Consider the following 26,536-nt stretch of genomic DNA (forward strand, 5'->3'; position numbering starts at 1 on the left):
TTGATTTAGAATTTAATCTAACGAAACTATATTTTATCGGCAGTTAATTGCTGTGATGTCTCTATGCATATATGATGCTCGAAGCAAGCTTCTTATATGAATCCGTGATGGTAGTGTCATGACTTTGCAATAACCTGCAACTATCGGGGCATAAGATTGCGCGTCTGTCGGCGCTTGCGGATATGCGCTATCGTGTCGTTTTTTGCTGGCGATGATTTGCCTCGGCGGCAAGCCTGGGGGCGTTCCATTCGCCCAATCCGCAGATTCGGGAGTGCAATGTTTGCTTATGTGGTGCGCCGGTTGTGGCAGACGCTGCCGACAATGGCCGGGGTCGTGCTGCTGGTCTTTTTCTTGTTCAACTGGGTCGGCGGCGATCCAGCCTATCTGCTCGCCGGCAAGATGGCCGACGCACAGGCGATCGAGAACATCCGGCGCCAGCTCGGCACCGACCAGCCGTATACCGTGCAGCTATGGATCTTCGTCAAGCAGATCCTGACCTTCGATTTCGGCAATGCCTGGAGCACGGGCGAACCGGTGTCGCGCATCATTGCCAGCCGCCTGGGGCCGTCGCTCACGGTGCTGGTCCCGCTCACCGTGCTGGAGACCCTGTTCGGCATCGCGCTGGCGCTGGCGATCGCCTTCGTGCGCGGCTCGTTGACCGACCGCGCGGTGATGGTGGCCTGCACGGTCGGGATGTCGATCTCGATCCTGGTCTATATCATCGTGTTCCAGTACGTGTTCGCCTACCAGTGGGGTGTGTTCCCGGTCCAGGGCTGGGGCAGCAGCCTCGGAGAGAACCTGCTGAGGTATGCGCTGCTGCCGATTATCATCGGCCTTGCGGTCTCGATCGCGCCGACCCTGCGCCTGTACCGCAGCTTCGTGCTCGACGAAGCCGGGCAGGATTACGTGCGCACCGCGCGCGCCAAGGGGTTGGGCGAGGGGCGCATCGTCTGGGTCCATGTGCTGCGCAATGCCGCGATCCCGATCATTACCCATGTGATGGCCAACCTGCCGGCGCTGCTGATCGGCGCCTTCCTGCTCGAGCGCTTCTTCGGCATTCCCGGCATCGGCCGCGAAGTGATCCTGGCCGTCGAGCGCAGCGACTTCCCGGTGATCAAGGCGATCACGGTCTACGTGGCCGCCGCGACCATGGTGTTCAACCTGCTGGCCGACTTGCTGTACCAGGCGGTCGATCCACGCGTGCAGCTCAAATAGGCCATGACGACCACCCTCGATTCGAGCACGTACATGCATTCTCCCGGCCTGTGGACGCTGGCCTGGCGGCGCCTGCGCGCCGACCGCATCGCGATGGCGGCCCTGGCCGTCGTCGGCGCATTCCTGTTGCTGGTGCTGCTGTCCGCCTCCGGGCTGGTGGCTGCCGACTGGGAAGACGAGGTCGCGGTCAACTACGCGCCGCCGTCGTTCATCGGCGCCGACGCCACGGCGCGCGCACTGGCCCAGGCGCAATCGCCGCGCGCGACGCCCCCGAACGCCTTTGATCCGCTGGCGGCCGAACTGGCCGAACTCCAGGCGCAGGTGGCGCAAGCGCATCCGCCGGTCGCGAAGCGCACGACCATGCCCTTCGGCGCCGATAAATGGGGCCACGACATCGTCAGGAAGACGATCAAGGGTGGCGAGACCTCGATCGTGGTGGGCCTGGTGGCAGCCCTGCTGGCGGTCGCCCTCGGCACGCTGTTCGGGGCCGTGTCGGGCTTTTATGGCGGCTGGGTCGACGACCTGTTCAACTGGTTCTACAGCATCTTCACGGCGATTCCCTCGATCCTGATGATCCTGACCGTGGCCGCCGTGCTCCAGCACAAGGGCGTGACCACCATCGTGCTGATCCTGGGGCTGACCGGGTGGACCGGGCCTTATCGCCTGATGCGCGCCGAGTACATCAAGCACGCCGCGCGCGAATACGTGATGGCGGCCAATGCCATCGGCGCATCGAGCTGGCAGCGCATGTTCGGCCACATCCTGCCCAATGTCTCGCACGTGGCGCTGGTGCAGATGTCGATCCTGGTGGTGGGCTTCATCAAGGCCGAAGTCATTCTCTCTTTCCTGGGTTTCGGCGTACCGGTCGGCACGGTCTCGTGGGGCAGCATGTTGAACGAGGCGCAAAACGAGCTCATCCTGGGTAAGTGGTGGCAGCTGGCGGCCGCGGCCAGTGCGATGGCGCTGCTGGTGACGAGCTTCTCGCTGTTTGCCGACGCCTTGCGCGATGCGCTCGATCCCAAGATCAAATGAAACAGGACATGACCGACGACACCGAACCCCTGCTGCGGGTGCGCAACCTGCGCATCGCTTTCCGCACCGACAAGCGCCTCACCTTCGAAGCGCTGAAGGGCATCTCGTTCGACGTGCCCGACGACAGTACGGTGGCGCTGGTAGGCGAGTCCGGCAGCGGCAAGTCGGTCAGCTCGCTGGCCGTGATGGGCTTGCTGCCGCCGGAGACCACGATCGTCGATCCCGGCTCCAGCATCCAATTCGCCGGGCGCGAACTGCTCGGCCTGCCCTTGCGCGCGCGGCGCGCGCTGTGCGGCAAGGACATCGCGATGATCTTCCAGGAACCGATGTCCTCGCTCAATCCCGTGTTCACGGTCGGCTTCCAGATCGGCGAAGTGCTGCGCCTGCACATGGGCATGAGCAAGCGCGCGGCGCGCGCGCGCACCCTGGAGCTGCTGGACGAAGTCGGCATTCCCGAACCGCGGCAGAAAATCGACGCCTACCCGAGCCAGATGTCGGGTGGCCAGCAGCAGCGGGTGATGATCGCGATGGCGATCGCCTGCGAACCGAGGCTGCTGATCGCCGACGAGCCGACCACGGCCCTTGACGTGACGATCCAGAAGCAGATCATGGAGCTGATCGCGCGCCTGCAGCGGGCGCGTCGCATGGCGGTGCTGTTCATCACCCACGACCTGGCCCTGGTGGGCGAATTCGCCGACCGCGTGATCGTGATGCGCCACGGCGAAGTGCGCGAGGAGGGCGCGGCGGCCCAGGTGTTCGGCGCGCCCGCCGACGCCTACACCCGGGCCCTGCTGCATTGCCGGCCTTCGCTCGATGCGCGACCGCTGCGCCTGCCCGTGATCGACGATTACCTGAGCGGGCGGGTCGCGCCGGACCAGGCGCCGAAACAGCGCATGCGCGGCACTACGCCCGACGACGAGCCGGTGCTGGTGGTCCGGCACCTTGCCAAGAGCTTCTGGCTGCGCGAAGGCCTGTTCGGCAAGCGCGAATTCCGGGCGGTCAAGGATGTCTCGTTCACCCTGGGGCGCGGCAAGACCCTGGGTGTGGTGGGCGAGTCGGGGTCCGGCAAGACCACGGTGGGCCTCACGCTGCTGCGCCTGCACCGGGCGACCGGCGGCTCGGCGCTGTTCGAGGGGCGCGACCTGGTGACCATGTCGGACCGCGACTACCAGGCGTACAAGCGCCGGATCCAGATCATCTTCCAGAATCCGTACGCCTCGCTCAATCCGCGCTTCACGGTCGGCCAGATCTTGCTGGAACCGATGCGCATCCACGGCATCGGCGCCAGCGACATGGAGCGCAGCCTGCTGGCGCGCCAACTGCTGGGGAGGGTGGGGCTGCCGGACGCCGCCTATGGCCGCTACCCGCACGAGTTCTCGGGCGGCCAGCGCCAGCGCATCGCGATCGCGCGCTGCCTGACCATGAAGCCGGAGATCCTGGTGTGCGACGAATCGGTGTCGGCGCTCGACGTCTCGGTCCAGGCCCAGGTGCTGAACCTGCTGCAGGACCTGCAGGACGAATACGGCATGAGCTACATCTTCATCTCGCACGACCTGTCGGTGGTCAAGTACATTTCCGACCAGGTGATGGTGATGCACCAGGGCAGCGTGGTCGAGATGGCCGATGCGGACGAGCTGTATCGCAACCCGCAGCATCCGTATACGCGCGCGCTGCTGGCGGCGATTCCGCGCGGCGTGTTGCACGACGTCCCGCACGGTGTCCAGTAAGAACGGCGCATCGGTGGCAAGCGTTGCGCGCACGCCAAAAGGAATATGGGGCCCCACGGTGCCGGCCATACAATTGCGCTAATATACAAAAATGTCCCAGCTAGCCGAACTCCTTCAGGTCTATGGCGTGCTGATCGTGTTCGGCATCGTCCTCGTCGAACAGTTCGGCCTGCCCATTCCTGCCTACCCGATCCTGATCGTGGCCGGCGCGCTGTCGGTCGACGCCGACCTCAGCTGGCACACCGTGTGGCTGGCGGCCATCGTGGCCTGCCTGATCTGCGACGCCTTCTGGTTTCGCGCCGGCCGCTTCTATGGCAAGCGCATCCTGCGCCTGCTGTGCAAGATTTCGCTATCGCCCGATTCCTGTGTCAACCAGACCGAAGACCGCTTCCGTAAATTCGGCGTCAAGTCGCTGCTGGTGTCCAAATTCGTCCCCGGTTTCAATACCATCGCGGCCCCGCTGTCGGGCGCGATGGGCGTCAGCGCGCGGCCCTTCCTGCTGTACGCGGTCACCGGCGCGGCGCTCTGGAGCGGCACCGGCATCCTGCTGGGCATCTGGTTCCACGACAGTGTCGACGGCGTGCTCGATACGCTCTCGACCATGGGCAGCACGGCGCTGACCATCGTCGCCGGCCTGCTGGCGCTGTTCATCGCCTTCAAGTATGCCGAGCGTCGCCGTCACCGCTCGCGCAGCGCGATCGAGCGCATCGAGATCGACGAGCTGCTGGCCCTGATCGACGCCGGTCACGATCCGGTCATCATCGATGCGCGCAGCATCAGCGCGCAGCAAATGGAGGCCGCAATCCCCGGCGCCCTCGTATTCCGCGCCTGCCAGCCCGAGCACCTGATGGCCACGCTCGACCGCAACCGCCACATCGTCGTCTATTGCAGCTGCCCGAACGATGTCACGGCCGCCGAGGTGGCGCGCCAGTTCATGGCCAATGGTTTTCACCGCGCCCGTCCGCTCAGGGGCGGGCTCGATGCCTGGAATGCGCAGCGCGGCGGCGATCCCGCGCTCGATCCGGCAACCTGCTGAGCGCCTGAGAGCCTGCAACCACCTTGAAGTAGTTCTACTACTTCGATGGTCGCCCGCTGCGAGGGGTTTCCATTGCAACTGCGTATGGATATGTACCTAAACTACAGAAATGCCTTGTCTTCAGGGCAAAAAATTTAGTAAGCTTGGGGAGTTACATCATATTCTCGCCCCATGACCGCCTCCCAGCTCCTCACCCCGAACGACCGCCTGCACTCCGGTGGCGCCCGCCTGCTTGCCGATATCGGCGGCACCAATTGCCGCTTCGTGCTGGAACTGGGGCCGGGACGGCTCGAAGGTGTCGAGGTGCTGCCCTGCGCCGACTACGCCACCCTGGGCGAGGCCATGCGCGCCTACCTGGGCAGTGCGGCGGTCCAGGCCATCAGCGCCGCACCGATCCGTCATGCGGCCATCGCCATCGCCAATCCGGTGAACGGCGACCGCGTGCGCATGACCAATCACCACTGGGAGTTCTCCACCGAGGCCCTGCGCCAGGAATGCGGTTTCGAGATCCTGATGGTGGTCAATGATTTCTCGGCGCTGGCCCGTTCGCTGCCACACCTGGGAGAGCACAAACGCCAGGTCGGCGGCGGTGCGCCGCAACCGGATGCGGCGCTGGGCCTGCTGGGAGCCGGCACCGGCCTCGGCGTCTCGGGCCTGGTCCCGTGCGGCGGCAGCTGGACGGCGCTGCGCAGCGAGGGCGGCCACGTCAGCTTCGCCCCCGTCAATGAACAAGAAGTCGCCATCCTGCAATATGCCTGGCGCGAGTTCGAGCACGTCTCGTTCGAGCGCTTCTTGTCCGGCGCCGGCGTCGAACTGATCTACCGCGCGCTGGCCGACCGGGCCGGCCGTCCGGACGAACGTCTCGGCGCGGCCGAGATCTCGCGCCGCGCACTGAGCGGCGAATGCGCACTGTGCGACGAGGTGCTGGAAGCCTTCTGCGGCATGCTCGGCACCGTGGCCGGCAACCTCGCCGTGACGCTCGGCGCCCAGGGCGGCGTCTACATCGGTGGCGGCATCGTGCCGCGCCTGGGCGAGCGCTTCGACCGTTCGTCGTTCCGCCGCCGCTTCGAGCAGAAGGGCCGCTTCGCCGCCTACCTGGCCGACGTCCCGACCTATGTGATCACCGCCGAGTACCCTGCATTCCTTGGTGTGTCGGCGATTTTGTCGGAAAAACTGTCCGACTGATGCAAATAGGCGTGGCGCACACCGCCGTCCGCTTGTCCACAGCGGGGTTTTATCGGTTACAATGGCCGCCAGTTGTAAGAAACGACGTCGTCCGCTCGCGTGCCGCACAGGCCGCTCCCTGGCGCCGCCCCGACCGCGGGTGTGCCTGAGGGACATAGTTCAGCCGAGTTCCACCGGGGTTCCGTCGAGTTTGCGTTTCGCAATAATGATCAACACCAGCGGCCTGTCGCGCAGGCGGGTTGCCCCTGGCGGTTTCCTTGTCCGCCATGTAATAGCTCCGGCGCTCAGCGCGCCGGGCCCACGGATTCCGGTTTCAGGCAGCAGATCGCAGGGCGACAAGCCGACGCATGGCACGCAGGCATGCGCGTCACTTGCGCAGATGCTGTCCCGATGCCGCTTGGCCGCGCCGTTTGGCACATTGTTTGATTGACGACATCGCACTATGAATACTGACGAGGCCAAGAGAGTCCTCGAAACCGCCTTGCTGTGCGCCCGCGAGCCAATATCGATCCACGGCATGAAGAAACTCTTCGCCGAGGTCGATACGCAAGGACGGCAGGTCGGCGCCGGTGTCGGCGCTGACACGATCAAGATCTTGCTGGAAGAACTGCGCCAGGACTGGGATGGTCGCGGCATCGAGGTCGTCAGCCTGGCCTCGGGCTGGCGGTTCCAGAGCCGGCCTGAAATGAAGCCCTATCTCGACCGGCTGTCGCCCGAGAAGCCGCCCAAATATTCGCGGGCGACCCTGGAAACGCTGGCGATCATCGCCTACCGCCAGCCGGTGACGCGCGGCGACATCGAAGAGATCCGCGGCGTGGCGGTCAATTCGCAGACCATCAAGATGCTGGAAGACCGCGGCTGGATCGACGTCGTCGGGCACCGCGAAGTGGTGGGGCGGCCGGCGCTGCTGGGTACCACGCGCCAGTTCCTGGACGACCTGGGCCTGGCGTCGCTGTCCCAGTTGCCGCCGCTGCAGCCCTTGGCCGAAGGCCCCGACAGCCGCAGCCTCGAAGCCCTCGAGGCGGCATTGAATGACAATTTTGACAGGGTGGGTGCTTCCGCATCCGCCGCCGAGATAGATTTAGCTACTTCACCCGTTGAAGTTCCGATCCGCGACACGCTTGATGACGGGATTGCCGAGGCGGGTCAGCACAATAAAGACACGAACGATGAACCCAACTGAACAAAACGAGACCAAGCCTGTGGATGCAGGCGAGCCGGCGCCAGCCAAGCCGAAGCGTACGCGCAAGGCGGCTGTCGCTGTCGAGGCTGCACCAGCGGAGGCCGCACCAGCGGAGGCTGCAGCGGCCGATGCGCCGGCCAAGCCGAAGCGTACCCGCAAGGCCGCCCAGCCGGCCATCGCCGAGCCGGCCGCCACCGAGCCGGCTGCTGCGCCCGTCGCTGAAGCGCCTGCGCCGAAGGTCCGCAAGCCGCGCGCCACCAAGGCCGCGAAAGAAGGACAGGCAGCCGCGCCGGATACCGCTCCGGATACCGCTGCGGCCAGCGCGCCGGCAGCCGCAGCTGCAGCGGAAGCGCCGGCCGCCGCGCCGGTCGCTGAGCCTGCAGCCCCGGTCCAGGAGGTGCGCAAGCCGCGCGGTCCGCGCCAGATGCGCGAAAAGCGCGCCGAACGCGAAGCGTTGCAGCAGGCCGCCGCGCCGGCGGTTGTCGAGCAAGCCGCTCCGGCGTCCGAGCCGGATGCCGAAGCAGCCGCGCAAGAAGAAGGCGCGCCGGACGCGCGCGGCCGCGGTCAGCAAAAGCAGGGCAAGCGCGGCCCGCAAGGCGGCCGCCCGGGCCAGCAAAGCGCGCGTCCGACCGAGGGTGGCCGTCCGGCCAAGCAGATCGGCCGTGGCGGCAAGCAGGGCAAGCAGGGCGGCAAGCAGCAGCCGGGCAATGAAGCCGACAATGTGTTCTCCTTTGTCACCTCGGACGCGTTCGATGCCAACGACGGCGCGCGCAGCAATGCCCAGGCAAAACCGGTACGGCGCGACCTGACCGCCGACGACGATGCGCCGAAGCTGCACAAGGTGCTGGCCGAGGCCGGCCTTGGTTCGCGCCGCGACATGGAAGAGCTGATCGTCGCCGGCCGCGTCTCGGTCAACGGCGAACCGGCCCATATCGGCCAGCGCATCCTGCCGACCGATGCGGTCCGCATCAACGGCAAGCTGATCCAGCGCCGCGTGAGCAGCAAGCCGCCGCGCGTGCTGGTCTACCACAAGCCGGCCGGCGAGATCGTCAGCCACGACGACCCGGAAGGCCGTCCATCGGTGTTCGACCGCCTGCCGACCATGAAAGCCGGCAAGTGGCTGGCCGTCGGCCGCCTCGACTTCAACACCGAAGGCTTGCTGCTGTTTACGACCTCGGGCGACCTGGCCAACCGGCTGATGCACCCGCGCTATAACATCGACCGCGAATATGCGGTGCGCACGCTGGGCGAACTCGAAGAGGGCATGCGCCAGAAGCTGCTGTCCGGCGTCGAGCTCGACGACGGCAAGGCCGCGTTCTCCAAGATCCAGAACGGCGGCGGCGAAGGCATCAACCGCTGGTACCGCGTGGTGATCGGCGAAGGCCGCAACCGCGAGGTGCGCCGCATGTTCGAGGCGGTCGGCCTGACCGTCTCGCGCCTGATCCGTACCCGCTACGGCGCCATGACCCTGCCGAGCGGCCTCAAGCGTGGTCGCTGGGAAGAGTTCGAGGAAAACGATGTGCGCGCGCTGATGGCGGCGTTCGGCGTCGAGAAGAAGGGCGCCGCCCCCGACAAGCATGTCAAGGGCGGCCACAAGGGCAAGGGTCCGCGTCCTGACGGCATGCGCGCCGATGGCAACCGTGGCGCCGAGCGTAATGTCGAGCGTGGCAACGACCGCAGCGATGGCAACCGCATCGACCGCGCCGACGCCAACCGCAATGTCGACCCGTTCGGTCCGCCGGTGGCGCGCGTTGGCAGCACCCGCGGCCAGGGCATCCTGAACGGTCCAGTGCCGAGCGGCAAGCCAGTCGGTGGCCGCCAGGGCGGCCAGGGTGCTCAGGGCGGCGGCAAGGGCCGTGGCGCCAATGCGGCCGCGGGCGGCAAGGGCGGCGCCAACAGCAGCCGTCCGCGCCAGCCGGATCCGCTGCAGACCACCTTCGGCTTTGCCGGCACCGGTGGCGGCGGCCGTCGCGGCGGCCAGGGTCCGCGCGGCTCGGAACACGGTCTGCCGCGCCGGGGCCGGCGCGGCTGAGGGTGATTTACAGCCGGCCTGGGCAACCGTGCGCAGGCCGGACGCACCCGCGCGGAACAGCGTAAAATGTTTCGCAGCCCATGGCATACTGCCAACTGTTGTTTAGAAGCTCATTTGTGGTAGGCGATTGCGAGAGCAGTCGAAAAGCAGTATAATTTGCAGCCTAATCGAAGTCCTTCCCGAACGTAGTGTCAGCGAGTCCGCGATACGCGTGAATCTGGTGTAAGTGCTTTCATCTGGTTGGGTTGTAAGTACAAAAAGATGGGCAGATGCCCATTTTTTTTTTGGTAAATCGTTTTAAAGCCCTGGAGAAGTGCCGTGCAGCAGTTTGACTTAATCGCCACGACAGTCAGTGGACTCGGCTATGACCTCGTCGATGTGGAGCGAGGCGAGCGCGGGATCCTGCGTGTATACATCGATTTCCCGGCTGCCGACGCGGACGAAAAGGGCCCGATCACGGTCGAGGACTGCGCCAAGGTGAGTCACCAGCTGTCGCACGTGCTGACCGTGGAAAACGTCGATTACGAACGATTGGAAATTTCTTCGCCAGGCCTTGATCGCCCGGTGCGGACCCTCGCCGATTTCGCGCGCTTCGCCGGCCATGAGTGCACGGTCAAGCTGCGCGTCGCGGTGCCTGGCAGCGATAACCGCAAGACGTTCACCGGTATCCTGCGCGGCGTCGAGAACGACAAGGTCGGTTTGGAATTTGACAGTAAAGATGGCCCGGCGTTGATGGAATTTACGCTGGCCGAATTGGACAAGGCACGTTTGGTGCCGCAGGTGGATTTTAGGAGTCGCAAAGCATGAGTCGCGAAATTTTATTGCTGGTGGATGCGCTTGCGCGCGAAAAGAACGTCGACAAGGAAGTCGTTTTCGGTGCGCTCGAGTTCGCGCTGGCACAGGCCACGAAGAAGCGCTATGAAGGCGAAGTCGACATTCGCGTGTCAATCGATCGCGACACCGGCGAGTTCGAGACTTTCCGCCGCTGGCACGTGGTGCCTGACGAAGCGGGCCTGCAACTGCCTGATCAAGAGATCCTGCATTTCGAAGCCAAGGAACAGATCCCTGACATCGAAGTCGACGAATACATCGAAGAGCCGATCGAATCGGTCGAGTTCGGCCGTCGTTTTGCCCAGGACACCAAGCAGGTCGTGCTGCAGCGCGTGCGCGATGCCGAACGCGAGCAGATCCTGCAAGACTTCCTGGAGCGCGGCGACTCGCTGGTCACCGGCACCATCAAGCGCATGGAACGCGGCGATGCGATCGTCGAGTCGGGCAAGATCGAGGCGCGCCTGCCGCGCGACCAGATGATCCCGAAAGAAAACCTGCGCATCGGCGACCGCGTGCGTGCTTTCATCCTGCGCGTGGACCGCAATATGCGTGGCCCGCAGGTGATCCTGTCGCGCACCGCGCCAGAATTCATCATGAAGCTGTTCGAACTCGAAGTGCCAGAGATCGAGCAAGGCCTGCTGCAGATCAAATCGGCGGCCCGTGACGCCGGCGTGCGCGCCAAGATCGCCGTGTTCACGGCCGACAAGCGCATCGACCCGATCGGTACCTGCGTCGGCATGCGCGGTTCGCGTGTGCAGGCCGTCACCGGCGAGCTCGGTGGCGAGCGCGTGGACATCGTGCTGTGGTCCGACGATCCGGCCCAGTTCGTGATCGGCGCCCTGGCGCCTGCGAATGTCTCGTCGATCATGGTTGACGAAGAAAAGCACGCGATGGACGTGGTCGTGGACGAAGAAAACCTGGCCATCGCGATCGGCCGTTCGGGCCAGAACGTGCGCCTGGCGTCCGAGCTGACCGGCTGGAAGATCAATATCATGACCGCCGAAGAATCGGCGAACAAGGTGGAACAAGAATCGGCCGCGATCCGCGCGCTGTTCATGGAAAAACTGGACGTCGACCAGGAAGTGGCCGATATCCTGGTTGAAGAAGGCTTCTCGAGCCTGGAAGAAATCGCATACGTGCCAATTTCCGAGATGCTGGAAATTGAATCGTTCGACGAAGACACCGTCAACGAACTGCGCACCCGCGCCCGTGACGCGCTGGTGACTGAGGCGATCGCTTCCGAGGAAGGTCTCGAAGGCATGGAAGAAGCTCTGGTCAATCTGGAAGGCATGGACCGTACCGTTGCCGGCAAGCTTGGCCTGGCTGGCATCAAGACGGTCGAAGCATTCGCGGCACTGGCCTATGACGAATTTGGCGCCATCCTGGCGTTGTCGTCGGACCGTGCACGCGACCTGATCAAGAGTGAATTTAATGATGTGACCGACGACGAGATGAAACTGGTCGATGGCAAGTACGACGACCGGGCGAAAGCACTGCAGGCGAAAGCCTGGAGCCTGGTAGAAACGGCCAAAGCTTGAGCATTTCTTTATCATCTGTCGCGACACGTAGAAAAGAGGACTGAATGGCGAGTAACAACGTAGCCCAATTTGCCACCGAGCTGAAGATGCCTGCAGACCTGCTGCTGACCCAGCTGCGTTCGGCCGGCGTCGAGAAAAGCTCGACGTCAGATCCCTTGTCGAAAGATGATAAGGATAAGCTGCTGAACCACCTGCGCCGTGCCCACGGCGCAGCGGACACTGGCGAAAAGAAGAAAATCACGGTGACACGCAAGGAAACCAGCGAAATCAAGCAGGCTGATTCGTCGGGCAAATCGCGCACCATCCAGGTCGAAGTCCGCAAGAAGCGCACCTTCGTGCAGCGCGACGACCTGGTCACGACCAAGGCCCCTGAGGAGCCGGTGATCGACGCTGCGGAACAGGCGCGCCGCGAGGAAGACGCGCGCCGCCAGACCGAGCTGATCGCCCGTCAAGAGGCCGATCTGCGCGAGAAGCAGGAACGCCTGGCCAAGCTGGAAGCCGAAGAAAAGGCGCAAGCCGCGGCTGCCGAAGAGCAGGCCAAGCGCGAAGCTGCCGAAACGGCCAAGCGCGACGCCGCCGAGAAGGCTGCCGCCGCTGCCGCCGCCAAGGAAGCCGCTGCCGGCAAGGACGCTGCAGGCGCCGACGAAGCCGCCAAGAAGGCCGCCGACGACGCCAAGGCCGCCAAGGAAGCCGCCGCCAAGGAAGCCGCCGAACGCGCTGCCGCCACCGAGCGCGCACGCAAGGCCGTGGCCGACGAGGTCGCACAGATCAAGCTCATGATGAGCCAGCCGCGCCGCGTCATCAAGGCGCCGGAACCGGTCGCCAAGCCTGCCGCACCGGCAGCGCCGGCCGGCACGCTGCACAAGCCTGCCGACAAGAAGCCGGGCGAAGTCAAGAAAGACGACGCCAAGAAGCCGGGCGACAAGAAATCGATCAAGTCGGCCAATGTGTCGTCGACCTGGTCGGACGACAAGAAGCGTGGCGGTCAGGGTCTGAAAACCCGTGGCGCACCTGCCGCCGGCGGCCGTGATGGCTGGCGCAGTGGTGGCCGTGGCGGCCGTCGCGGTCATGGCGACGATCGTGAATCGAACTTCCAGGCGCCGACCGAGGCGATCGTGAAGGACGTCCACGTTCCTGAAACCATCACCGTGGCCGAGCTGGCGCACAAGATGTCGGTCAAGGCATCCGAGGTCATCAAGCAGCTGATGAAGCTGGGCCAGATGTGCACCATCAACCAGGTGCTGGATCAAGAGACTGCGATGATCCTGGTGGAAGAGATGGGCCACAAGGCCTTCGCCGCCGCCGAGGACGATCCCGAGGCACTGCTGGCGGACCAGGGCGAGCACACCGAGTACGAGTCGAGCTCGCGCGCACCGGTGGTCACCGTCATGGGTCACGTCGACCATGGTAAAACCTCGCTGCTGGACTACATCCGTCGCGCCAAGGTCGCCTCGGGCGAAGCCGGCGGGATTACCCAGCACATCGGTGCATACCACGTGGACACCCCGCGCGGCATGATCACCTTCCTGGATACCCCGGGTCACGAAGCGTTCACCGCGATGCGTGCCCGTGGCGCCAAGGCAACCGACATCGTCATCCTGGTGGTGGCGGCGGACGACGGCGTGATGCCGCAAACCAAGGAGGCGATTGCCCACGCAAAAGCCGCCGGTGTGCCGCTGGTCGTCGCGATCAACAAGATCGACAAGCAGGGCGCCAACGCCGACCGCGTGACGCAAGAGCTGGTCGCCGAAGGCGTCGTGCCTGAAGAATACGGTGGCGATTCGCCATTCGTGCCAGTGTCGGCCAAGGTCGGCACCGGTATCGACGATCTGCTGGAGCAGGTGCTGCTGCAGGCCGAAGTGCTGGAGCTGAAGGCCCCGGCCGAAGCCCCGGCCCGTGGCCTGGTGGTCGAAGCCCGTCTGGACAAGGGCCGCGGCCCGGTCGCGACGATCCTGGTGCAGTCGGGCACCCTGAAGCGCGGCGACGTCGTGCTGGCGGGTTCCTCGTTCGGCCGCGTCCGTGCAATGCTGGACGAGAACGGCAAGACGATCGCCGCCGCCGGTCCATCGATCCCGGTCGAGATCCAGGGCCTGACCGAAGTGCCGAGCGCCGGCGAGGAAGTCATGGTCATGGCCGACGAGCGCAAGGCGCGTGAAATCGCCCTGTTCCGTCAAGGTAAGTTCCGTGACGTGAAGCTGGCCAAGCAGCAGGCAGCGAAGCTGGAAAACATGTTCGAGCAGATGGCCGAGGGCGAGGTGAAGAACCTGCCGCTGATCGTCAAGACCGACGTCCAGGGTTCGCAGGAAGCGCTGGTCGGTTCGCTGCAGAAGCTGTCGACGTCCGAAGTGCGGGTGCAGATCGTGCACGCAGCGGTCGGCGGCATCACCGAATCGGACGTCAACCTGGCGACCGCGTCGAAGGCAGTCATCATCGGCTTCAATGCCCGTGCGGACGCCCAGGCGCGCAAGCTGGCCGAAGCGAACGGTATCGATATTCGTTACTACAGCATCATTTACGATGCAATCGACGAGATCAAGACCGCACTGTCGGGCATGCTGGCGCCGGAGAAGCGCGAGACCATCACCGGCCAGGTCGAGATTCGCCAGGTCATCCTGGTGTCGAAGGTCGGCGCGATCGCGGGCTGCCTGGTCACCGATGGCGTGGTCAAGCGTACCTCCTCGGTTCGCCTGCTGCGCAACAACATCGTGATCTGGACTGGCGAGATCGATTCGCTCAAGCGCTTCAAGGACGACGCGAAGGAAGTGCGCGCCGGTCTCGAGTGCGGCCTGTCGCTGAAGGGCAACAACGAAATCCAGGTCGGCGACGTCCTGGAAGTGTTCGAAGTGACCGAAGTGGCGCGTACGCTGTAAGCCACGCCGTTGGCGTACCATGGGGGCCAGGACGCTTCGCGGCAATGCCGCGGAGGGCCTGGCCCTTTTTTCAGCACGTCATCCCGCGAAGGCGGGGACCCAGGTTCGCGCGCTCGACGACTGCCTCGGGCAGCACCACTGAACTCGGAAACCTGGGTTCCCGCCTTCGCGGAACGACGTTGAAGCGAGCAAAAACAAACGAGCAGCAACCATCATGGCTAAACACAGCAAAAGCATTCCACAGCGCGGCCTGCGCGTGGCCGACCAGATCCAGAAAGATCTGTCGGAACTCATCGCCTTCGAACTGAAGGACCCACGCGTCGGCATGGTCACGATCAGCGAAGTCCAGCTGACCCCGGACTACGCCCACGCCAAGATCTATTTCACGCTGCTCAAGGACAGCGCGGAAGAAGTGCGCCAGACCCTGGAAGGCCTGAACAAGGCGTCGGGTTACCTGCGCAATATGCTCGGCAAGCGCCTGCACATCCATACGCTGCCGTCGCTGCACTTCGTGCACGACACCTCGACCGCGCGCGGCATGCAGATGTCGGCCCTGATCGACCAGGCCAACGCCACGCGCGCCAAGGACGATCCCGAATCGCAGGCCGCGGTACAGGGCGGGGCGCCATCGGACGCGGTGGACAAAGAGTGAACGGACGTCCAGCACGAAAGCCGCGCGACCTGGTCGACGGCGTGCTGCTCCTCGACAAGCCGGTCGGCCTGTCGTCGAACGACGCGCTCATCAAGGCCAAGCGCGTGCTCAACGCCAAGAAGGCCGGCCATACCGGCACGCTCGACCCGTTCGCCACGGGCTTGCTGCCGCTGTGCTTTGGCGAGGCGACCAAGTTCTCGCAGGATTTGCTCGAAGCCGACAAGACCTATGAAGCCACGGTCCACCTGGGCATCATGACGAATACCGGCGACACCGAGGGCGAAGCCATCGAAACCCTGCCCGTCGACGTCACCATGGAGCAGATCGAGGCGGCGCTGGCGCGCTTTCGCGGTCCGATCCAGCAAGTGCCGCCCATGTATTCGGCGCTCAAGCGCGACGGCAAGGCCCTGTATGAATATGCGCGCGAAGGCATCACCCTGGAGCGCGAGGCGCGGCCGGTCACGATCCATGCGCTGTCGCTGATCGACTACCAGGCGCCATTCCTGAAGATCCGCGTCACCTGCAGCAAGGGCACCTATGTACGCGTGCTGGGCGAGGACATCGGCGCCGCGCTCGGCTGCGGCGCGCACCTCAATGCGCTGCGCCGGATCGAGGTCGGCGCGCTGGACGTGGCGGGCATGATCACGCTCGACGAATTGCTGGCCCATCCCGACCCCTTGTCGCTGCTGCGGCCGGTCGATGCGCTGCTGTCGACCTTCCCGTCGATCGCGCTCACGGCCGAGCTGGCGGGGCGCTTCCTGCAGGGCCAGCGCCTGGCGCTCGGCAAGGAAGATGTCGCCGTGCCGGAACAGCAGGGCAGGGTGCGCATCTACCACGATGGCCGATTGCTCGGCACCGGCCAGCTGGGCGAGTATGCGATCTTGGCGCCGGAGCGCCTGATCTCGACCGCGCCGGCAGCCTGATCGTTGCCCAAGCGCTCGCCAGAGCGCTTGCCCGAGGCCATGTCATGCGCCTGTCATTCGCGGCGGCTAAGCTGCCGCAATGACAAGGCGTTGGAATGCCACCGAAAATTCGCGTCTTTGCCGCGCAAGATTCAGACTAGGCGTCTTCCCATGCTATACTAGTCGGTTTCCGAATTCAGTAGTATCGGACCCGCAGTTCCAGTACATCCTGTACACCACGCTACTTTCTAAAAAACATGTCAAACACCAAACGCGCGATTCGTAATATCGCAATCATTGCCCACGTTGACCACGGCAAGACCACGCTCGTCGACCAGCTGCTGCGCCAGTCCGGGACCTTCCGTGAAAACCAGGCGGTGGATACCCGCGTGATGGACTCGAACGACCTCGAGAAAGAGCGCGGTATCACGATCCTGTCGAAGAACTGTGCGGTCGAATACGAAGGCACCCACATCAATATCGTCGACACCCCCGGCCACGCCGACTTCGGCGGCGAAGTGGAACGTGTCCTGTCGATGGTCGACTCGGTGCTGCTGCTGGTCGATGCGCAAGAAGGCCCGATGCCGCAGACCCGCTTCGTGACCCGCAAGGCGCTGGCCCTGGGCCTGAAGCCGATCGTCGTCGTCAACAAGGTCGACCGTCCGGGCGCACGCGCCGACTGGGCCATCAACCAGACCTTCGAACTGTTCGACAAGCTGGGCGCGAACGACGAGCAGCTGGACTTCCCGATCGTCTACGCGTCGGGCCTGAACGGCTACGCCGGCCTGGACGAGAGCGTGCGCGAAGGCGACATGAAGCCGCTGTTCGACGCCATCCTGCAACACGTGCCGGTGCGTGACGACAACCCGGAAGGTCCGCTGCAGATGCAGATCACCTCGCTCGACTACTCGTCGTACGTGGGCAAGATCGGTATCGGCCGCGTGAATCGTGGCACCGTCAAGACCGGCCAGGACGTGATCGTGATGAACGGTCCTGACGGCACGCCGATCAAGGGCCGCATCAACCAGGTGCTGAACTTCAAGGGCCTGGAGCGCGTGCTGGTCGACGAAGCCGTCGCCGGCGATATCTGCCTGATCAATGGTATCGACGAGATCGGTATCGGTTCGACCCTGTGCGCACCGGATACCCCGGAAGCGCTGCCGATGCTGACCGTCGACGAGCCAACGCTGACCATGAACTTCATGGTCAACAACTCGCCGCTGGCGGGCCGCGAAGGCAAGTTCGTCACCAGCCGCCAGCTGCGTGATCGCCTCGAGCGCGAACTGAAGGCCAACGTCGCCCTGCGCGTGGCGCCGACCGACGACGACACGATTTTCGAAGTCTCGGGTCGCGGCGAGCTGCACCTGACGATCCTGATCGAAAACATGCGTCGCGAAGGCTTCGAGCTGGCCGTGTCGCGTCCGCGCGTGGTCTTCAAGATGGTCGATGGCGTCCGCCATGAGCCGTTCGAGAACCTGTCGGTCGACGTCGAAGAAGTCAACCAGGGTGGCGTGATGGAAGAACTGGGCCGTCGTCGCGGCGACCTGCAGAACATGGAATCCGATGGCAAGGGCCGTGTGCGCCTCGAATACCTGATTCCGGCCCGTGGCCTGATCGGTTTCCAGGGCGAATTCATGACCCTGACCCGCGGCACCGGCCTGATGAGCCACGTGTTCCACGAATATGCACCGGTCGACAACAGCCGCGGCGAAATGGCTGGCCGTCGTAACGGCGTGCTGATCTCGCAGGATGACGGCGCCGCCGTCGCCTACGCGATCTGGAAACTGCAAGACCGCGGCCGCATGTTCGTGTCGCACAACGATCCGGTGTACGAAGGCATGATCATCGGCATCCACTCGCGCGACAACGACCTGGTCGTCAACCCGATCAAGGGCAAGCAGCTGACCAACGTGCGTTCGTCGGGTACCGACGAAGCGGTGCGCCTGGTGCCGCCGATCCAGATGTCGCTGGAATACGCCGTCGAGTTCATCGAAGACGACGAACTGGTCGAGATCACCCCGAAATCGATCCGCCTGCGCAAGCGCTACCTGAAAGAGCACGAGCGCAAGAAGGCCAGCCGCGAAGGCGCGTAAGTAATCACTTCCGGGTAGTTCCTTGCCCAGGACGAAAAATCCCGCTGCGTGCAGCGGGATTTTTTTTTGCCGGCGCTGTTCGCGTTACGGTGAAAGCTGTAGAACGGAGGCACGAGCTCATCCCAACCACTGTCAGGTGGTTCTTTACGCCGGCAACGCGCCGGTACAGAGGGTTCAGTCCTTCCATGATGTCACTCCCGTGACCAGACCAAGGCAGTGCACCGGACAGCGATGAACTGGCGCATCCTCAGGTCTAACCAAGGCCTGGACCCTCTTCAGCGAGCCAAGGCCTGGGCCTCTTCACCGTGCGTGCTACGACGAGGGCATCGCACAACAGCCGGGGGCGCGCGCCAGTTCGATGTAGTCTGGTTAGTTGCGGGGGCGGACCCCCATTCGCGCAACGACGTTTGCTGTCCCGTGCACCGCCCGGCATTCTGCGCCTTCCGGCGCTTTCATGTTCGGGGGCGAAGCAGCAAGCCTTCATGACAGCTTGGTTATGCGAACCTTCCCCTTCGCGCCGGCGATGGCCGCAATCATCCAGTGCGCAGCTTGCCGCCGGAAAGAACCGAATTAACGCGCACAGCGCCTTTTTGCCTGTCTTCCCAGCCCATTCACCGGCGTGGAATCAGGCCATGTAATCGAACAAGGACATCGGCCGCCCCGCGCCGCCGCCGAACAGCAGCCCGCCGCCGGTCCCGGCCAGCTGGTATTGCTGGGCCATGAGGCCGGCTTGGCGGGTCACGGTATCGATGACCTTGCTGCGCTGCTCGAGCAGGCGGTCACGCTCGCGCATCACGCTCGCGGCCTCGACACCCAGCGCGCCGCTGGCGCCGATCTGGCGGTCGACCTGGGCCACCAGGCGCTCGGCCAGGCCATCCTTGCCGCTGAATACCGTGTTGGCGCGCACCGGGTCGGCCGCGATAGCCCCCTTGAGCTTGTCTTCGTCCAGCACCAGCGCGCCATCCTTGTGCGTGATGCCGAAGCTGGCCAGGTCGCGCGCGCTGCTACCGCTGACGATGTTGCCGATCTGGGCTTTCATCCGCAGAAGGGCGGTGTCCGAACGGTCGTCGCCCGTTTCCAGCTTGTCCAGCTTGACGTTCAGGTCGTTGAAGGCCTTGACGAAATCCTTCACATTGGCGGCGATCGCGGCCGGATCGCTGCGTACCTCGACCTCGCTCTTGCCGGTTTCCTTCAAGGCCAGGGTCAAGCCGGGAATGGCGTTGGTGATCGAATTGGTCGCCGACGAGATGCGCTTGCCATCGACCACCACGCGCGCATCCTGCGCGGCGACGACTTGCTGCATGCCGCCTTCCTTGCCCGGCTGGTAAGAGAACATCGCTTCCAGGACCGGGTCGCCGGCAACGCTGATGCGCATGCCGTTGGCGGCGCCGTTCTTGCCGTTCAAGTGCAGTGCATAGCCATTGCCATCCTTGGCGACCGCCGCGTCCAGGCCCGCCTCGCGCATGGCCTTGGCGACGCCTTCGAGGGTGTTGTCGCCGGGGTTGATGCGCACCATGGTTCTCCTGGCATCGGCGCCAGATCCGGTGTCGACAGCGATCACGCTGGCTCCGCCACTACCCAGCGCCGCTTTCTGGTCCGCCACCGGCTTGGTCTGCAACTTCTGGCTTTGCGCCAGTTGCTGGACTTCGACGGCGTACTTGCCGGGCGTGGCCGAAACGGCGCTTAGCCTGGCCGCAAGGGCGCTACCGCTCGCATGCGCGAGAATGTCGAGCTTGCCACCGGTGAGGCCGGCCACGACGGTGCGGAAATCGTCCAGCGCGACCGCCGTCTTGCCGATGCTGGACAGGCGCGCATCGTCGCGCTTGACCTGGGCTTCGATGATCTTGAGCCCCGGGTTTTGCGCCAGCAGCGACTGCGCCAGGTTGGTCCGGATGTCGCCGTATTGCCTGGCGGCGGGCTGGGATGCCAGTCCGCTGGTCGAAGTTGTCACCATGGTGTCGATAATCCTGGTTGGGAATGGCGGGCAACCGGTGGTTGCTGCCCTTGCTTTATCGCATGAAAATACGGGGCTGAACAGTCATCGATTGTATCGGTCGTGAACTGCTCGATGGGCTGCACGCGGCATGCGGCGGACCAGGAAGCCAGTAGCGTCAGCGCCGGCCGTGCAGGGCGTGTACCCGCCGTCGGGATTGACCTCAAGTGAACTTGAGGGTTTATAAGGTGACTGTCGGTGCTCGCCACGCATCTGCACATCCTTCCCAACCCTCCAGGAACCACTCTATGAACCAAGCAAACGACATACCTGCCGCACTGCGTCCCGAATTCCAGGCCGGCGACGGCGCCATCGAAGCCGACGCCGTGATCGTCGGCGCCGGCCCGGTGGGGCTGTTCCAGGTCTTCGAGCTGGGCCTGCTGGACATCCGCGCCCACGTGATCGATTCGCTGGGCGTGGCAGGCGGGCAGTGCATGGAGCTGTATCCCGACAAGCCGATCTACGACATCCCGGCGGCGCCGGTGCTGACCGGGCGCGAACTGACCGACAACCTGCTGCGCCAGGGCGCGCCGTTCGCGCCGGTGTTCCACCTGGGGCAGGAGGTGACGACACTGCAGCGCCGCGCCGACGGGCGCTACGACGTCGCGACCTCGCTCGACACGCGCTTCATCGCCACGACGGTCATCATCGCGGCCGGCGTCGGCGCCTTCCAGCCGCGCAAGCTGAAGGTCGCCGGCATCGAGCGATTCGAAGGCAGCCAGCTGTTCTACCGGGTCAAGCACCCCGAGCGTTTCCACGGCCGCCAGCTGGTGATCTGCGGGGGCGGCGATTCGGCGCTGGACTGGGCGCTGGACTTCGTCGGCAAGGCCGCTTCGGTCGTGCTGGTGCACCGCCGCGACAGCTTCCGCGCGGCCCCTGCCTCGATCGCGAAGATGAAGGCGCTGTGCGAGGCGCACGAGATGCAGTCCATATCCGGCCAGGTCACCGGTTTCGACGTGCAGGGCGGCCGGCTGTCCGAAGTCAAGGTGGCGGGCGGCGATGGCGTGACCCGGCGCGTGCCGGTCGACACCCTGATGGCCTTCTTCGGCCTGCTGCCCATGCTGGGGCCGATCGTCGATTGGGGACTGGACATGGAGATGCGCCAGTTGCGGGTGCGTGATACCGCGACCTTCGAGACCAGCGCGCCGGGCATCTTCGCGGTAGGCGACATCAACAGCTATCCGGGCAAGAAAAAGCTGATCCTGTCGGGCTTCCACGAGGCGGCGCTGGCTGCCTTCGGAGCGGCGACGTACGTCTTCCCCGATCGCAAGACGCACATGCTGTATACGACCACGTCGCCGAAGATCCACAAGCTGCTTGGCGTCCGGTCGCCGGTGTTCGACTGAAAGTCATCCAGGCGTGCATCCGATGCCGGCCATGTCCCGTATATCGAATGCGCGCTCTCTTTTCCTGATAGCGCAGACGTGGAGGAGACACGAAAGTGGTCGTCCGTATCGGTCGATCGACCGATACCGGGGTCGGTGCGCAATTCTTATACTGGTTTCACTTACCCAACACCACACAGGAGAACAGCATGACCGTCCGCCACAACCTTCGCTCCCTCGTCATCGCGGCCGCCCTGGCCGCCATCGGCGCCAGCGCCCACGCGGCTGATCCGGCCGCCACCCGCAGCGCCAAGCCATCGGTCGTCATCGTGCACGGCGCCTTCGCCGACGGCTCCGACTGGGCCAGGGTCATTCCCTTGCTCCAGGCCAAGGGCGTGAAGGTCACCGCGGTCCAGAATCCGCTGACCTCGCTGGCTGACGACGTCGCCGCGGCGAAGCGCGCGATCGATACCCAGCCGGGCAAGGTAGTACTGGTCGGACATTCCTGGGGTGGCACCGTGATCACCGAGGCCGGCCAGCACGACAAGGTGGGCAGCCTGGTGTACGTAGCGGCGTTCGCGCCCGAAGCCGGCAAGTCCACCGCCGAGACCGGCGAGGGCTATCCGGCGGCCCCCGGCAGCAAGCGTTTCGTCGCAGACAAGGAAGGTTTCCTGAGCCTGCCGGAAGCGGCGATGCGCGAAGACTTCGCCCAGGACGTGCCGGCCGCCCAGGCCGCCCTGATGACCGCGACCCAGGGGCCGATCCAGGCCAAGGCGTTCAGCGACAAGGTGAGCCACGCGGCCTGGAAAAGCAAGCCGTCCTGGTTCATCGTCAGCGGCCGCGACCGCATGATCGACCCCGGCCTGCAGCGCGCGATGGCCGCCAGGATCGGCGCCAAGACGACCGACCTGCAGGCCAGCCACGTGCCGCAGCAGTCGCGTCCGGCCGAGGTCGCCAAGGTGATCCTGGATGCAGTGGCCGCGACCGGCGCCAACTGAGCGCCGCAGCTCAGGCGGTCGAGACGTCGAGCAAGCCTTCGCCGGCCAGCCGCGATGCCTCGTCGATCAAGGCCCGCATCTTGGGCTGGTGCTGGCTGCGCATCGGGAAGTACAGGTACAAGCCCTGCGTCGGCGGCACATGGGCAGCGAGCACCCGGGCCAGGCGGCCGTGACGCAGGTCGTCGTCGATCTCGATATCCGGCAGGCAGGCGATGCCCAGCCCCTGGCGCGCCAGTTCGGCAATCATCCGGGTGTCGTTGACGCACAGGGCGGCCTCGGGTTCGAGCTGGTATTCGCCCTCGTGCACGCCCTGGTTCGCGTCGTCGCCGGCGCCGTCGCGGAAGGTCCACGGCGGCAGGATGCCGGAGGAAGTGAAGCGGTAGCGGATCGTGCGATGCCGCAGCAGATCGCGCGGGTCGGCCGGTACGCCATGGCGCGCGAAATACTCCGGCGCCGCGACGATCGACCACGCCACGGGGCGGCTGAGGCGGACGGCCACCATGTCCTGGGCCAACGACTGGCCGAGGCGGATGCCGGCGTCGAAGCCGCCCGCCACCAGGTCGACCAGGCCGTCGTCGAGCGACAGGTCGAAGCCGATGTCGGGGTAGGCGGCGCGCATGCGCGGCACCAGCACCCGCGCCAGCAGGTAGCCGAAGGCGCGTGGGGCGGTGATGCGCAGGCGCCCGGCGGGGCGGTCCTGGAACTGTTCGAGTGCCGAGAACGCATCCTGGATCTGGTCTACCGCGGGCCTGAGCATGGCAAACAGGCTGGCGCCGGCTTCGGTGAGCGCCACGCTGCGGGTAGTACGGGTGAACAGCGGCACGCCATGCCGCGCTTCCAGCGCGCGCACGCCCTTGCTCACCGCCGTCGGGCTGACGTCAAGGCGGCGGGCGGCCAGCGTGAAGCTGCGATGCTCGGCGACGGCAAGAAATAGTTGGATCAGTTCCAGCGAGCTCATGGTTCGATTGTGAACTTCAGGTTCATGGAGCATATCGTCTTTGGGTCTTTTTCGCCATGGTGGTGGACTCTACACTGGAAGCACCTACTTTCAAGGAGAAACCAAATGATCAAGCTCCCTACGCCCGTGGCAGATTATGTCGAGGCTGCCAACGCACGGGACCCCGAGCGCGTGGCCGCCGCCTTTTTGACCACCGCTACCGTGCACGACGAAGGCAAGCTGCGTCGTGGCCGCGAAGAAATCGCCGCCTGGGCCAGCGAGACCGCCGTCCAGTACGGCTTTACCATCGCCCCGCGCAGCATCGACGAGACCGACGGCCGCTGCACGGTGCACGCCGAGGTGAGCGGCAACTTCCCCGGCAGCCCGGCGACGCTCGCCTTCCATTTCGCATTGAACGGCGACGCCATCGCCTCGCTGGAGATCAAGCCATGAGCCACTATTCCTTCGAAGGCAAACAGGCCCTGGTCACCGGCGGCACCAAGGGCATGGGCGAAGCCATCGTCCGCGCGCTGGCCTCGCGCGGCGCAACCGTGATCGCCCCGGCGCGCAACAAACCGCACGATCCGGTGCCGTCGGTGCGCTACCTGGAAGCCGACCTGGCCAGCGCCGAAGGCGCCCGGCGCCTGGTCGACAACGTCCATGCCGAGTTCGGCCAGCTGGACTTCCTGGTCAATAACGTCGGCGGATCGACGGCGCCGGGCGGCGGCGCGCTCGCGCTGAGCGACGCCATGTGGGACGAGGCGCTCCAGCTCAACCTGATGAGCGCGGTGCGGGTGGACCGCGCCTTCCTGCCGGCGATGGTGGAGCGGGGCGCCGGCGCCATCGTGCACATCACCTCGATCCAGCGCCGCCTGCCGCTCTACGAATCGACCGTCGCCTATGCCGCGGCAAAGGCCGCCCTGGCCAGCTACAGCAAGTCGCTGGCCAACGAATTCGGGCCGCGTGGCATCCGCGTCAACGCGGTCGCGCCCGGCTTCATCGAAACCACGGCTGCCCACGCGCTGCTCGAGCGCATGGCGGCGCACGACGGCGGCACCATCGAGGCCGCCCGTGCACGGCTGATGGATTCACTTGGCGGCATTCCGATCGGACGGCCCGGCAAGCCGGAGGAAGTCGCTGAACTGGTCGCCTTTTTATTGTCGCCGCTCGCGGCCTCGGTCCACGGCGCCGAGTTCGTGATCGATGGCGGCACCATCCCCACCGTATGACGTCGCGGATGTGAAAACGTTTGCAGGAGGCGCGGTGGCCTCCTGCAAATTTCCATAAAGATCAAGCCATGAATAAGCCACTGTACCTCTCTCGCATCGCGCCTTCCCTGCGCGGCGCCGACTTGCCTCTGCTGCTTTCGCTCAACGTACTGCTCGAGGAGTGCAATGTCACGCGCGCCGCGGCGCGCCTGCACGTGAGCCAGCCGGCCCTCTCGGCGCAACTGTCGCGCCTGCGCCAGCTGTTCAACGATCCGCTGCTGGTGCCGGCCGAGAGCGGCCGCGGCCTGGCGCCGTCGGCGTTCGCGCTCAAGCTCCACCGCCGGCTGCAGCCCGCGCTGGCGGGCCTGAATGCGGCAGTACGTTTCGAGACGGATGACTTCGATCCCGAGAGCGCGGTGCGCACATTCAATATCGTCGCCAATAACACGGGTGCCTCGGTGATCCTGCCGGGCCTGGCCCAACGCATGCAGGCGGTAGGGAACAAGGGCTTGCGCCTGACCCTGGACGGGCCGGACGGGAGCGACCTGGCCAGCAGGCTCGAGAAAGGGGACGTCGACCTGTGCTTCAGCACGGCCTGCCTGCTGCCGTCCGGGCTGTTGAGCCGCGAGCTGATGACGACGCCCTATGTGATGGTGCAGCGCAGGGCTCACCCCCGCGGTAATGTCCCGGTGACGCTGAGCGAATACTGCAAGCTCAACCATGTGAACGTGGCGCGCGACAGCAGCCTGCACGGTTTCATGGACGAACAGCTGTACCGGCTGGGTCATTCACGCCACACGATGGTGGCGGTGCGCGACTTCAGCGCGGTCGCGGCGATCGTCGCGCAGAGCGACCTGGTGTGCACCGTGCCGGCCTTCATCGCCCCCTACGACCATCCCTGCGTCGAGGTGGTCGACCTGGCTTTCCCCTTCCTGACCTACACGCTGTGCATGGCCTGGCATCCGAGCAGCGACGGCGATCCGGGACTGCTGTGGCTGCGAACCCAGATGCAGGAGGTCATGGAAGGTAGTCCGCGGGTCTGGGCCGACCAGCGGGACGTCTGACGTCGGCGCCCTGGCGCCTGCTCGCCGGCGAAGGCTTCGCGCCGCGCCGGCGCGACGCCGGATGCAGGTCGATGGCCCCGCGCCGGAGCGTCGCCGCCATCTGGATCGGCTGCACCTCCACCGGCTCTTCCAGGCAGGCGCGCAGGCGCGCCATGCCGCGCCGCAGCCAGCTTTTCGCCGTACCCAGGGGGACCCCGAGATGGCACGCGATCTCCGCATGCGTCAATTCCTGCCCGAAGGCCAGCGCGATGCTCTGGCGCTGGGCCGGCTCCAGCCTGTCCATCGCCTGGGTCAGGCGCATGCGCGTCAGGACGTCGAAGACCTGGGTGCCAGAGTCGATGTCGTCCCCTTGCGCTACTTCCGCGAGCAGCGCCGGGTCTTCTTCCGACATCAGCGAAGTGATGCCGTTGCGGTTGCTGCGCAGGATGCTGAAGGCGCGGTTCCTGACGATGGCGATCAGCCAGGTCATCGGGCTGGCCTGACCGGGACGGAACGATGCCGCGTGCAGCCAGATGCTCAGGTAGGCGTCCTGCAGCACGTCTTCGGCCAGGCTGGGCCGGCGCAACAGGCGCAGTGCAGTGTGATACAGGTAGTCGTGGGTCAGGGCGTGCAATTCGCCGAATGCCGTATGGTCTCCGCCGGCTGCGGCGGTGATCAGGCCCGCCAGGTGACTGTGTCGATCGTGTGCGTGGTTCATGGACAGGATCGTGCAGGA

21 protein-coding genes are annotated in these 26,536 nt (G+C 65.2%); 18 read left to right on the forward strand and 3 right to left on the reverse strand.

Going from position 1 to position 26,536, the window contains the following annotated elements; all coding sequences use genetic code 11:
• Nucleotides 1-276: 276 nt before the first annotated feature.
• From AC56KW_RS00300 to typA, 13 genes are all read left to right on the forward strand, one after another.
• Complete coding sequence (locus tag AC56KW_RS00300) at nucleotides 277-1,215, forward strand: ABC transporter permease (RefSeq protein WP_497168738.1); 939 nt, start codon at nucleotides 277-279, stop codon at nucleotides 1,213-1,215.
• A gap of 3 nt (nucleotides 1,216-1,218) precedes the next feature.
• Entirely contained in the window at nucleotides 1,219-2,247 is a 1,029-nt protein-coding gene (locus tag AC56KW_RS00305) for an ABC transporter permease (protein WP_497168739.1), read from the forward strand.
• An 8-nt stretch (nucleotides 2,248-2,255) separates the two neighbouring features.
• Nucleotides 2,256-3,974: an ABC transporter ATP-binding protein gene (locus AC56KW_RS00310; protein ID WP_497168740.1), complete on the forward strand. Its 1,719-nt coding sequence runs from the start codon at nucleotides 2,256-2,258 to the stop codon at nucleotides 3,972-3,974.
• A 91-nt stretch (nucleotides 3,975-4,065) separates the two neighbouring features.
• Nucleotides 4,066-5,010: a VTT domain-containing protein gene (locus tag AC56KW_RS00315; protein WP_497168741.1), complete on the forward strand. Its 945-nt coding sequence runs from the start codon at nucleotides 4,066-4,068 to the stop codon at nucleotides 5,008-5,010.
• A gap of 171 nt (nucleotides 5,011-5,181) precedes the next feature.
• A complete protein-coding gene (locus AC56KW_RS00320; RefSeq protein WP_497168742.1) occupies nucleotides 5,182-6,195 on the forward strand; it encodes a glucokinase in 1,014 nt (337 codons plus the stop codon).
• Between the two features lie 442 nt (nucleotides 6,196-6,637).
• Nucleotides 6,638-7,378 (forward strand): SMC-Scp complex subunit ScpB, encoded by a 741-nt coding sequence (scpB, locus tag AC56KW_RS00325; protein ID WP_497168743.1) that lies wholly within the window; start codon nucleotides 6,638-6,640, stop codon nucleotides 7,376-7,378.
• The gene (gene rluB / locus AC56KW_RS00330; protein WP_497168744.1) at nucleotides 7,365-9,410 is read left to right on the forward strand and encodes a 23S rRNA pseudouridine(2605) synthase RluB; all 2,046 of its coding nucleotides are present in this window, start codon (nucleotides 7,365-7,367) and stop codon (nucleotides 9,408-9,410) included. The genes scpB and rluB overlap by 14 nt, the downstream gene beginning before the upstream one ends.
• Nucleotides 9,411-9,728: 318 nt before the next feature.
• Nucleotides 9,729-10,217 carry a ribosome maturation factor RimP gene (rimP, locus tag AC56KW_RS00335; protein WP_497168745.1) on the forward strand — a complete coding sequence of 163 codons (489 nt, stop codon included), beginning with the start codon at nucleotides 9,729-9,731 and terminating at the stop codon, nucleotides 10,215-10,217.
• On the forward strand, nucleotides 10,214-11,779 hold the full coding sequence (gene nusA / locus AC56KW_RS00340; RefSeq protein ID WP_497168746.1) for a transcription termination factor NusA: 1,566 nt from the start codon (nucleotides 10,214-10,216) through the stop codon (nucleotides 11,777-11,779). The genes rimP and nusA overlap by 4 nt, the downstream gene beginning before the upstream one ends.
• A gap of 44 nt (nucleotides 11,780-11,823) precedes the next feature.
• On the forward strand, nucleotides 11,824-14,649 hold the full coding sequence (infB, locus tag AC56KW_RS00345; RefSeq protein WP_497168747.1) for a translation initiation factor IF-2: 2,826 nt from the start codon (nucleotides 11,824-11,826) through the stop codon (nucleotides 14,647-14,649).
• A gap of 214 nt (nucleotides 14,650-14,863) precedes the next feature.
• Nucleotides 14,864-15,301, forward strand: coding sequence for a 30S ribosome-binding factor RbfA (rbfA, locus tag AC56KW_RS00350; protein ID WP_497168748.1), 438 nt, complete (start codon nucleotides 14,864-14,866; stop codon nucleotides 15,299-15,301).
• Nucleotides 15,298-16,224 carry a tRNA pseudouridine(55) synthase TruB gene (gene truB, locus AC56KW_RS00355; protein ID WP_497168749.1) on the forward strand — a complete coding sequence of 309 codons (927 nt, stop codon included), beginning with the start codon at nucleotides 15,298-15,300 and terminating at the stop codon, nucleotides 16,222-16,224. The genes rbfA and truB overlap by 4 nt, the downstream gene beginning before the upstream one ends.
• Nucleotides 16,225-16,460: 236 nt before the next feature.
• Complete coding sequence (typA, locus tag AC56KW_RS00360; RefSeq protein ID WP_497168750.1) at nucleotides 16,461-18,296, forward strand: translational GTPase TypA; 1,836 nt, start codon at nucleotides 16,461-16,463, stop codon at nucleotides 18,294-18,296.
• Between the two features lie 625 nt (nucleotides 18,297-18,921).
• Here the strand turns inward: typA and fliD are convergent.
• On the reverse strand, nucleotides 18,922-20,250 hold the full coding sequence (gene fliD / locus AC56KW_RS00365; RefSeq protein ID WP_497168751.1) for a flagellar filament capping protein FliD: 1,329 nt from the start codon (nucleotides 20,248-20,250) through the stop codon (nucleotides 18,922-18,924).
• A 287-nt stretch (nucleotides 20,251-20,537) separates the two neighbouring features.
• Between fliD and AC56KW_RS00370 the strand changes: the two genes are divergently transcribed.
• Entirely contained in the window at nucleotides 20,538-21,635 is a 1,098-nt protein-coding gene (locus AC56KW_RS00370) for an NAD(P)/FAD-dependent oxidoreductase (RefSeq protein WP_497168752.1), read from the forward strand.
• Nucleotides 21,636-21,823: 188 nt separating this feature from the next.
• Nucleotides 21,824-22,612: an alpha/beta fold hydrolase gene (locus AC56KW_RS00375; protein ID WP_497168753.1), complete on the forward strand. Its 789-nt coding sequence runs from the start codon at nucleotides 21,824-21,826 to the stop codon at nucleotides 22,610-22,612.
• Nucleotides 22,613-22,622: 10 nt separating this feature from the next.
• Here AC56KW_RS00375 and AC56KW_RS00380 read toward each other — a convergent pair whose 3' ends face one another.
• Complete coding sequence (locus tag AC56KW_RS00380; protein WP_497168754.1) at nucleotides 22,623-23,570, reverse strand: LysR family transcriptional regulator; 948 nt, start codon at nucleotides 23,568-23,570, stop codon at nucleotides 22,623-22,625.
• Between the two features lie 105 nt (nucleotides 23,571-23,675).
• On the opposite strand from AC56KW_RS00380, the gene AC56KW_RS00385 reads away from it, so the two are divergent.
• The 3 genes from AC56KW_RS00385 (at nucleotide 23,676) to AC56KW_RS00395 (ending at nucleotide 25,821) form a co-directional block, all read left to right on the forward strand.
• Nucleotides 23,676-24,002 carry a nuclear transport factor 2 family protein gene (locus AC56KW_RS00385; protein WP_497168755.1) on the forward strand — a complete coding sequence of 109 codons (327 nt, stop codon included), beginning with the start codon at nucleotides 23,676-23,678 and terminating at the stop codon, nucleotides 24,000-24,002.
• A complete protein-coding gene (locus AC56KW_RS00390; protein WP_497168756.1) occupies nucleotides 23,999-24,778 on the forward strand; it encodes an SDR family oxidoreductase in 780 nt (259 codons plus the stop codon). The genes AC56KW_RS00385 and AC56KW_RS00390 overlap by 4 nt, the downstream gene beginning before the upstream one ends.
• 68 nt (nucleotides 24,779-24,846) lie before the next feature.
• On the forward strand, nucleotides 24,847-25,821 hold the full coding sequence (locus AC56KW_RS00395; protein WP_497168757.1) for a LysR family transcriptional regulator: 975 nt from the start codon (nucleotides 24,847-24,849) through the stop codon (nucleotides 25,819-25,821).
• On the opposite strand, the gene AC56KW_RS00400 is transcribed toward AC56KW_RS00395, so the two are convergent.
• A complete protein-coding gene (locus AC56KW_RS00400) occupies nucleotides 25,775-26,518 on the reverse strand; it encodes an RNA polymerase sigma factor (RefSeq protein WP_497168758.1) in 744 nt (247 codons plus the stop codon). The two genes, AC56KW_RS00395 and AC56KW_RS00400, sit on opposite strands and share 47 nt — an antisense overlap.
• Nucleotides 26,519-26,536 lie beyond the last annotated feature (18 nt).

The sequence above is a fragment of the Telluria sp. RT2P19 genome (assembly GCF_059685725.1).

Excerpts from the sequence above, each read along its gene's own strand:
- AC56KW_RS00310 (WP_497168740.1), top strand. The coding sequence starts at position 2,256 with ATGACCGACGACACCGAACCCCTGCTGCGGGTGCGCAACCTGCGCATC.
- AC56KW_RS00380 (WP_497168754.1), bottom strand. The coding sequence starts at position 23,570 with ATGAGCTCGCTGGAACTGATCCAACTATTTCTTGCCGTCGCCGAGCAT.
- AC56KW_RS00320 (WP_497168742.1), top strand. The coding sequence starts at position 5,182 with ATGACCGCCTCCCAGCTCCTCACCCCGAACGACCGCCTGCACTCCGGT.
- infB (WP_497168747.1), top strand. The coding sequence starts at position 11,824 with ATGGCGAGTAACAACGTAGCCCAATTTGCCACCGAGCTGAAGATGCCT.
- rluB (WP_497168744.1), top strand. The coding sequence starts at position 7,365 with ATGAACCCAACTGAACAAAACGAGACCAAGCCTGTGGATGCAGGCGAG.
- AC56KW_RS00400 (WP_497168758.1), bottom strand. The coding sequence starts at position 26,518 with ATGAACCACGCACACGATCGACACAGTCACCTGGCGGGCCTGATCACC.
- AC56KW_RS00370 (WP_497168752.1), top strand. The coding sequence starts at position 20,538 with ATGAACCAAGCAAACGACATACCTGCCGCACTGCGTCCCGAATTCCAG.
- AC56KW_RS00385 (WP_497168755.1), top strand. The coding sequence starts at position 23,676 with ATGATCAAGCTCCCTACGCCCGTGGCAGATTATGTCGAGGCTGCCAAC.
- AC56KW_RS00375 (WP_497168753.1), top strand. The coding sequence starts at position 21,824 with ATGACCGTCCGCCACAACCTTCGCTCCCTCGTCATCGCGGCCGCCCTG.
- AC56KW_RS00305 (WP_497168739.1), top strand. The coding sequence starts at position 1,219 with ATGACGACCACCCTCGATTCGAGCACGTACATGCATTCTCCCGGCCTG.
- AC56KW_RS00300 (WP_497168738.1), top strand. The coding sequence starts at position 277 with ATGTTTGCTTATGTGGTGCGCCGGTTGTGGCAGACGCTGCCGACAATG.
- AC56KW_RS00315 (WP_497168741.1), top strand. The coding sequence starts at position 4,066 with ATGTCCCAGCTAGCCGAACTCCTTCAGGTCTATGGCGTGCTGATCGTG.
- AC56KW_RS00395 (WP_497168757.1), top strand. The coding sequence starts at position 24,847 with ATGAATAAGCCACTGTACCTCTCTCGCATCGCGCCTTCCCTGCGCGGC.
- scpB (WP_497168743.1), top strand. The coding sequence starts at position 6,638 with ATGAATACTGACGAGGCCAAGAGAGTCCTCGAAACCGCCTTGCTGTGC.
- AC56KW_RS00390 (WP_497168756.1), top strand. The coding sequence starts at position 23,999 with ATGAGCCACTATTCCTTCGAAGGCAAACAGGCCCTGGTCACCGGCGGC.
- nusA (WP_497168746.1), top strand. The coding sequence starts at position 10,214 with ATGAGTCGCGAAATTTTATTGCTGGTGGATGCGCTTGCGCGCGAAAAG.
- fliD (WP_497168751.1), bottom strand. The coding sequence starts at position 20,250 with ATGGTGACAACTTCGACCAGCGGACTGGCATCCCAGCCCGCCGCCAGG.
- typA (WP_497168750.1), top strand. The coding sequence starts at position 16,461 with ATGTCAAACACCAAACGCGCGATTCGTAATATCGCAATCATTGCCCAC.
- rbfA (WP_497168748.1), top strand. The coding sequence starts at position 14,864 with ATGGCTAAACACAGCAAAAGCATTCCACAGCGCGGCCTGCGCGTGGCC.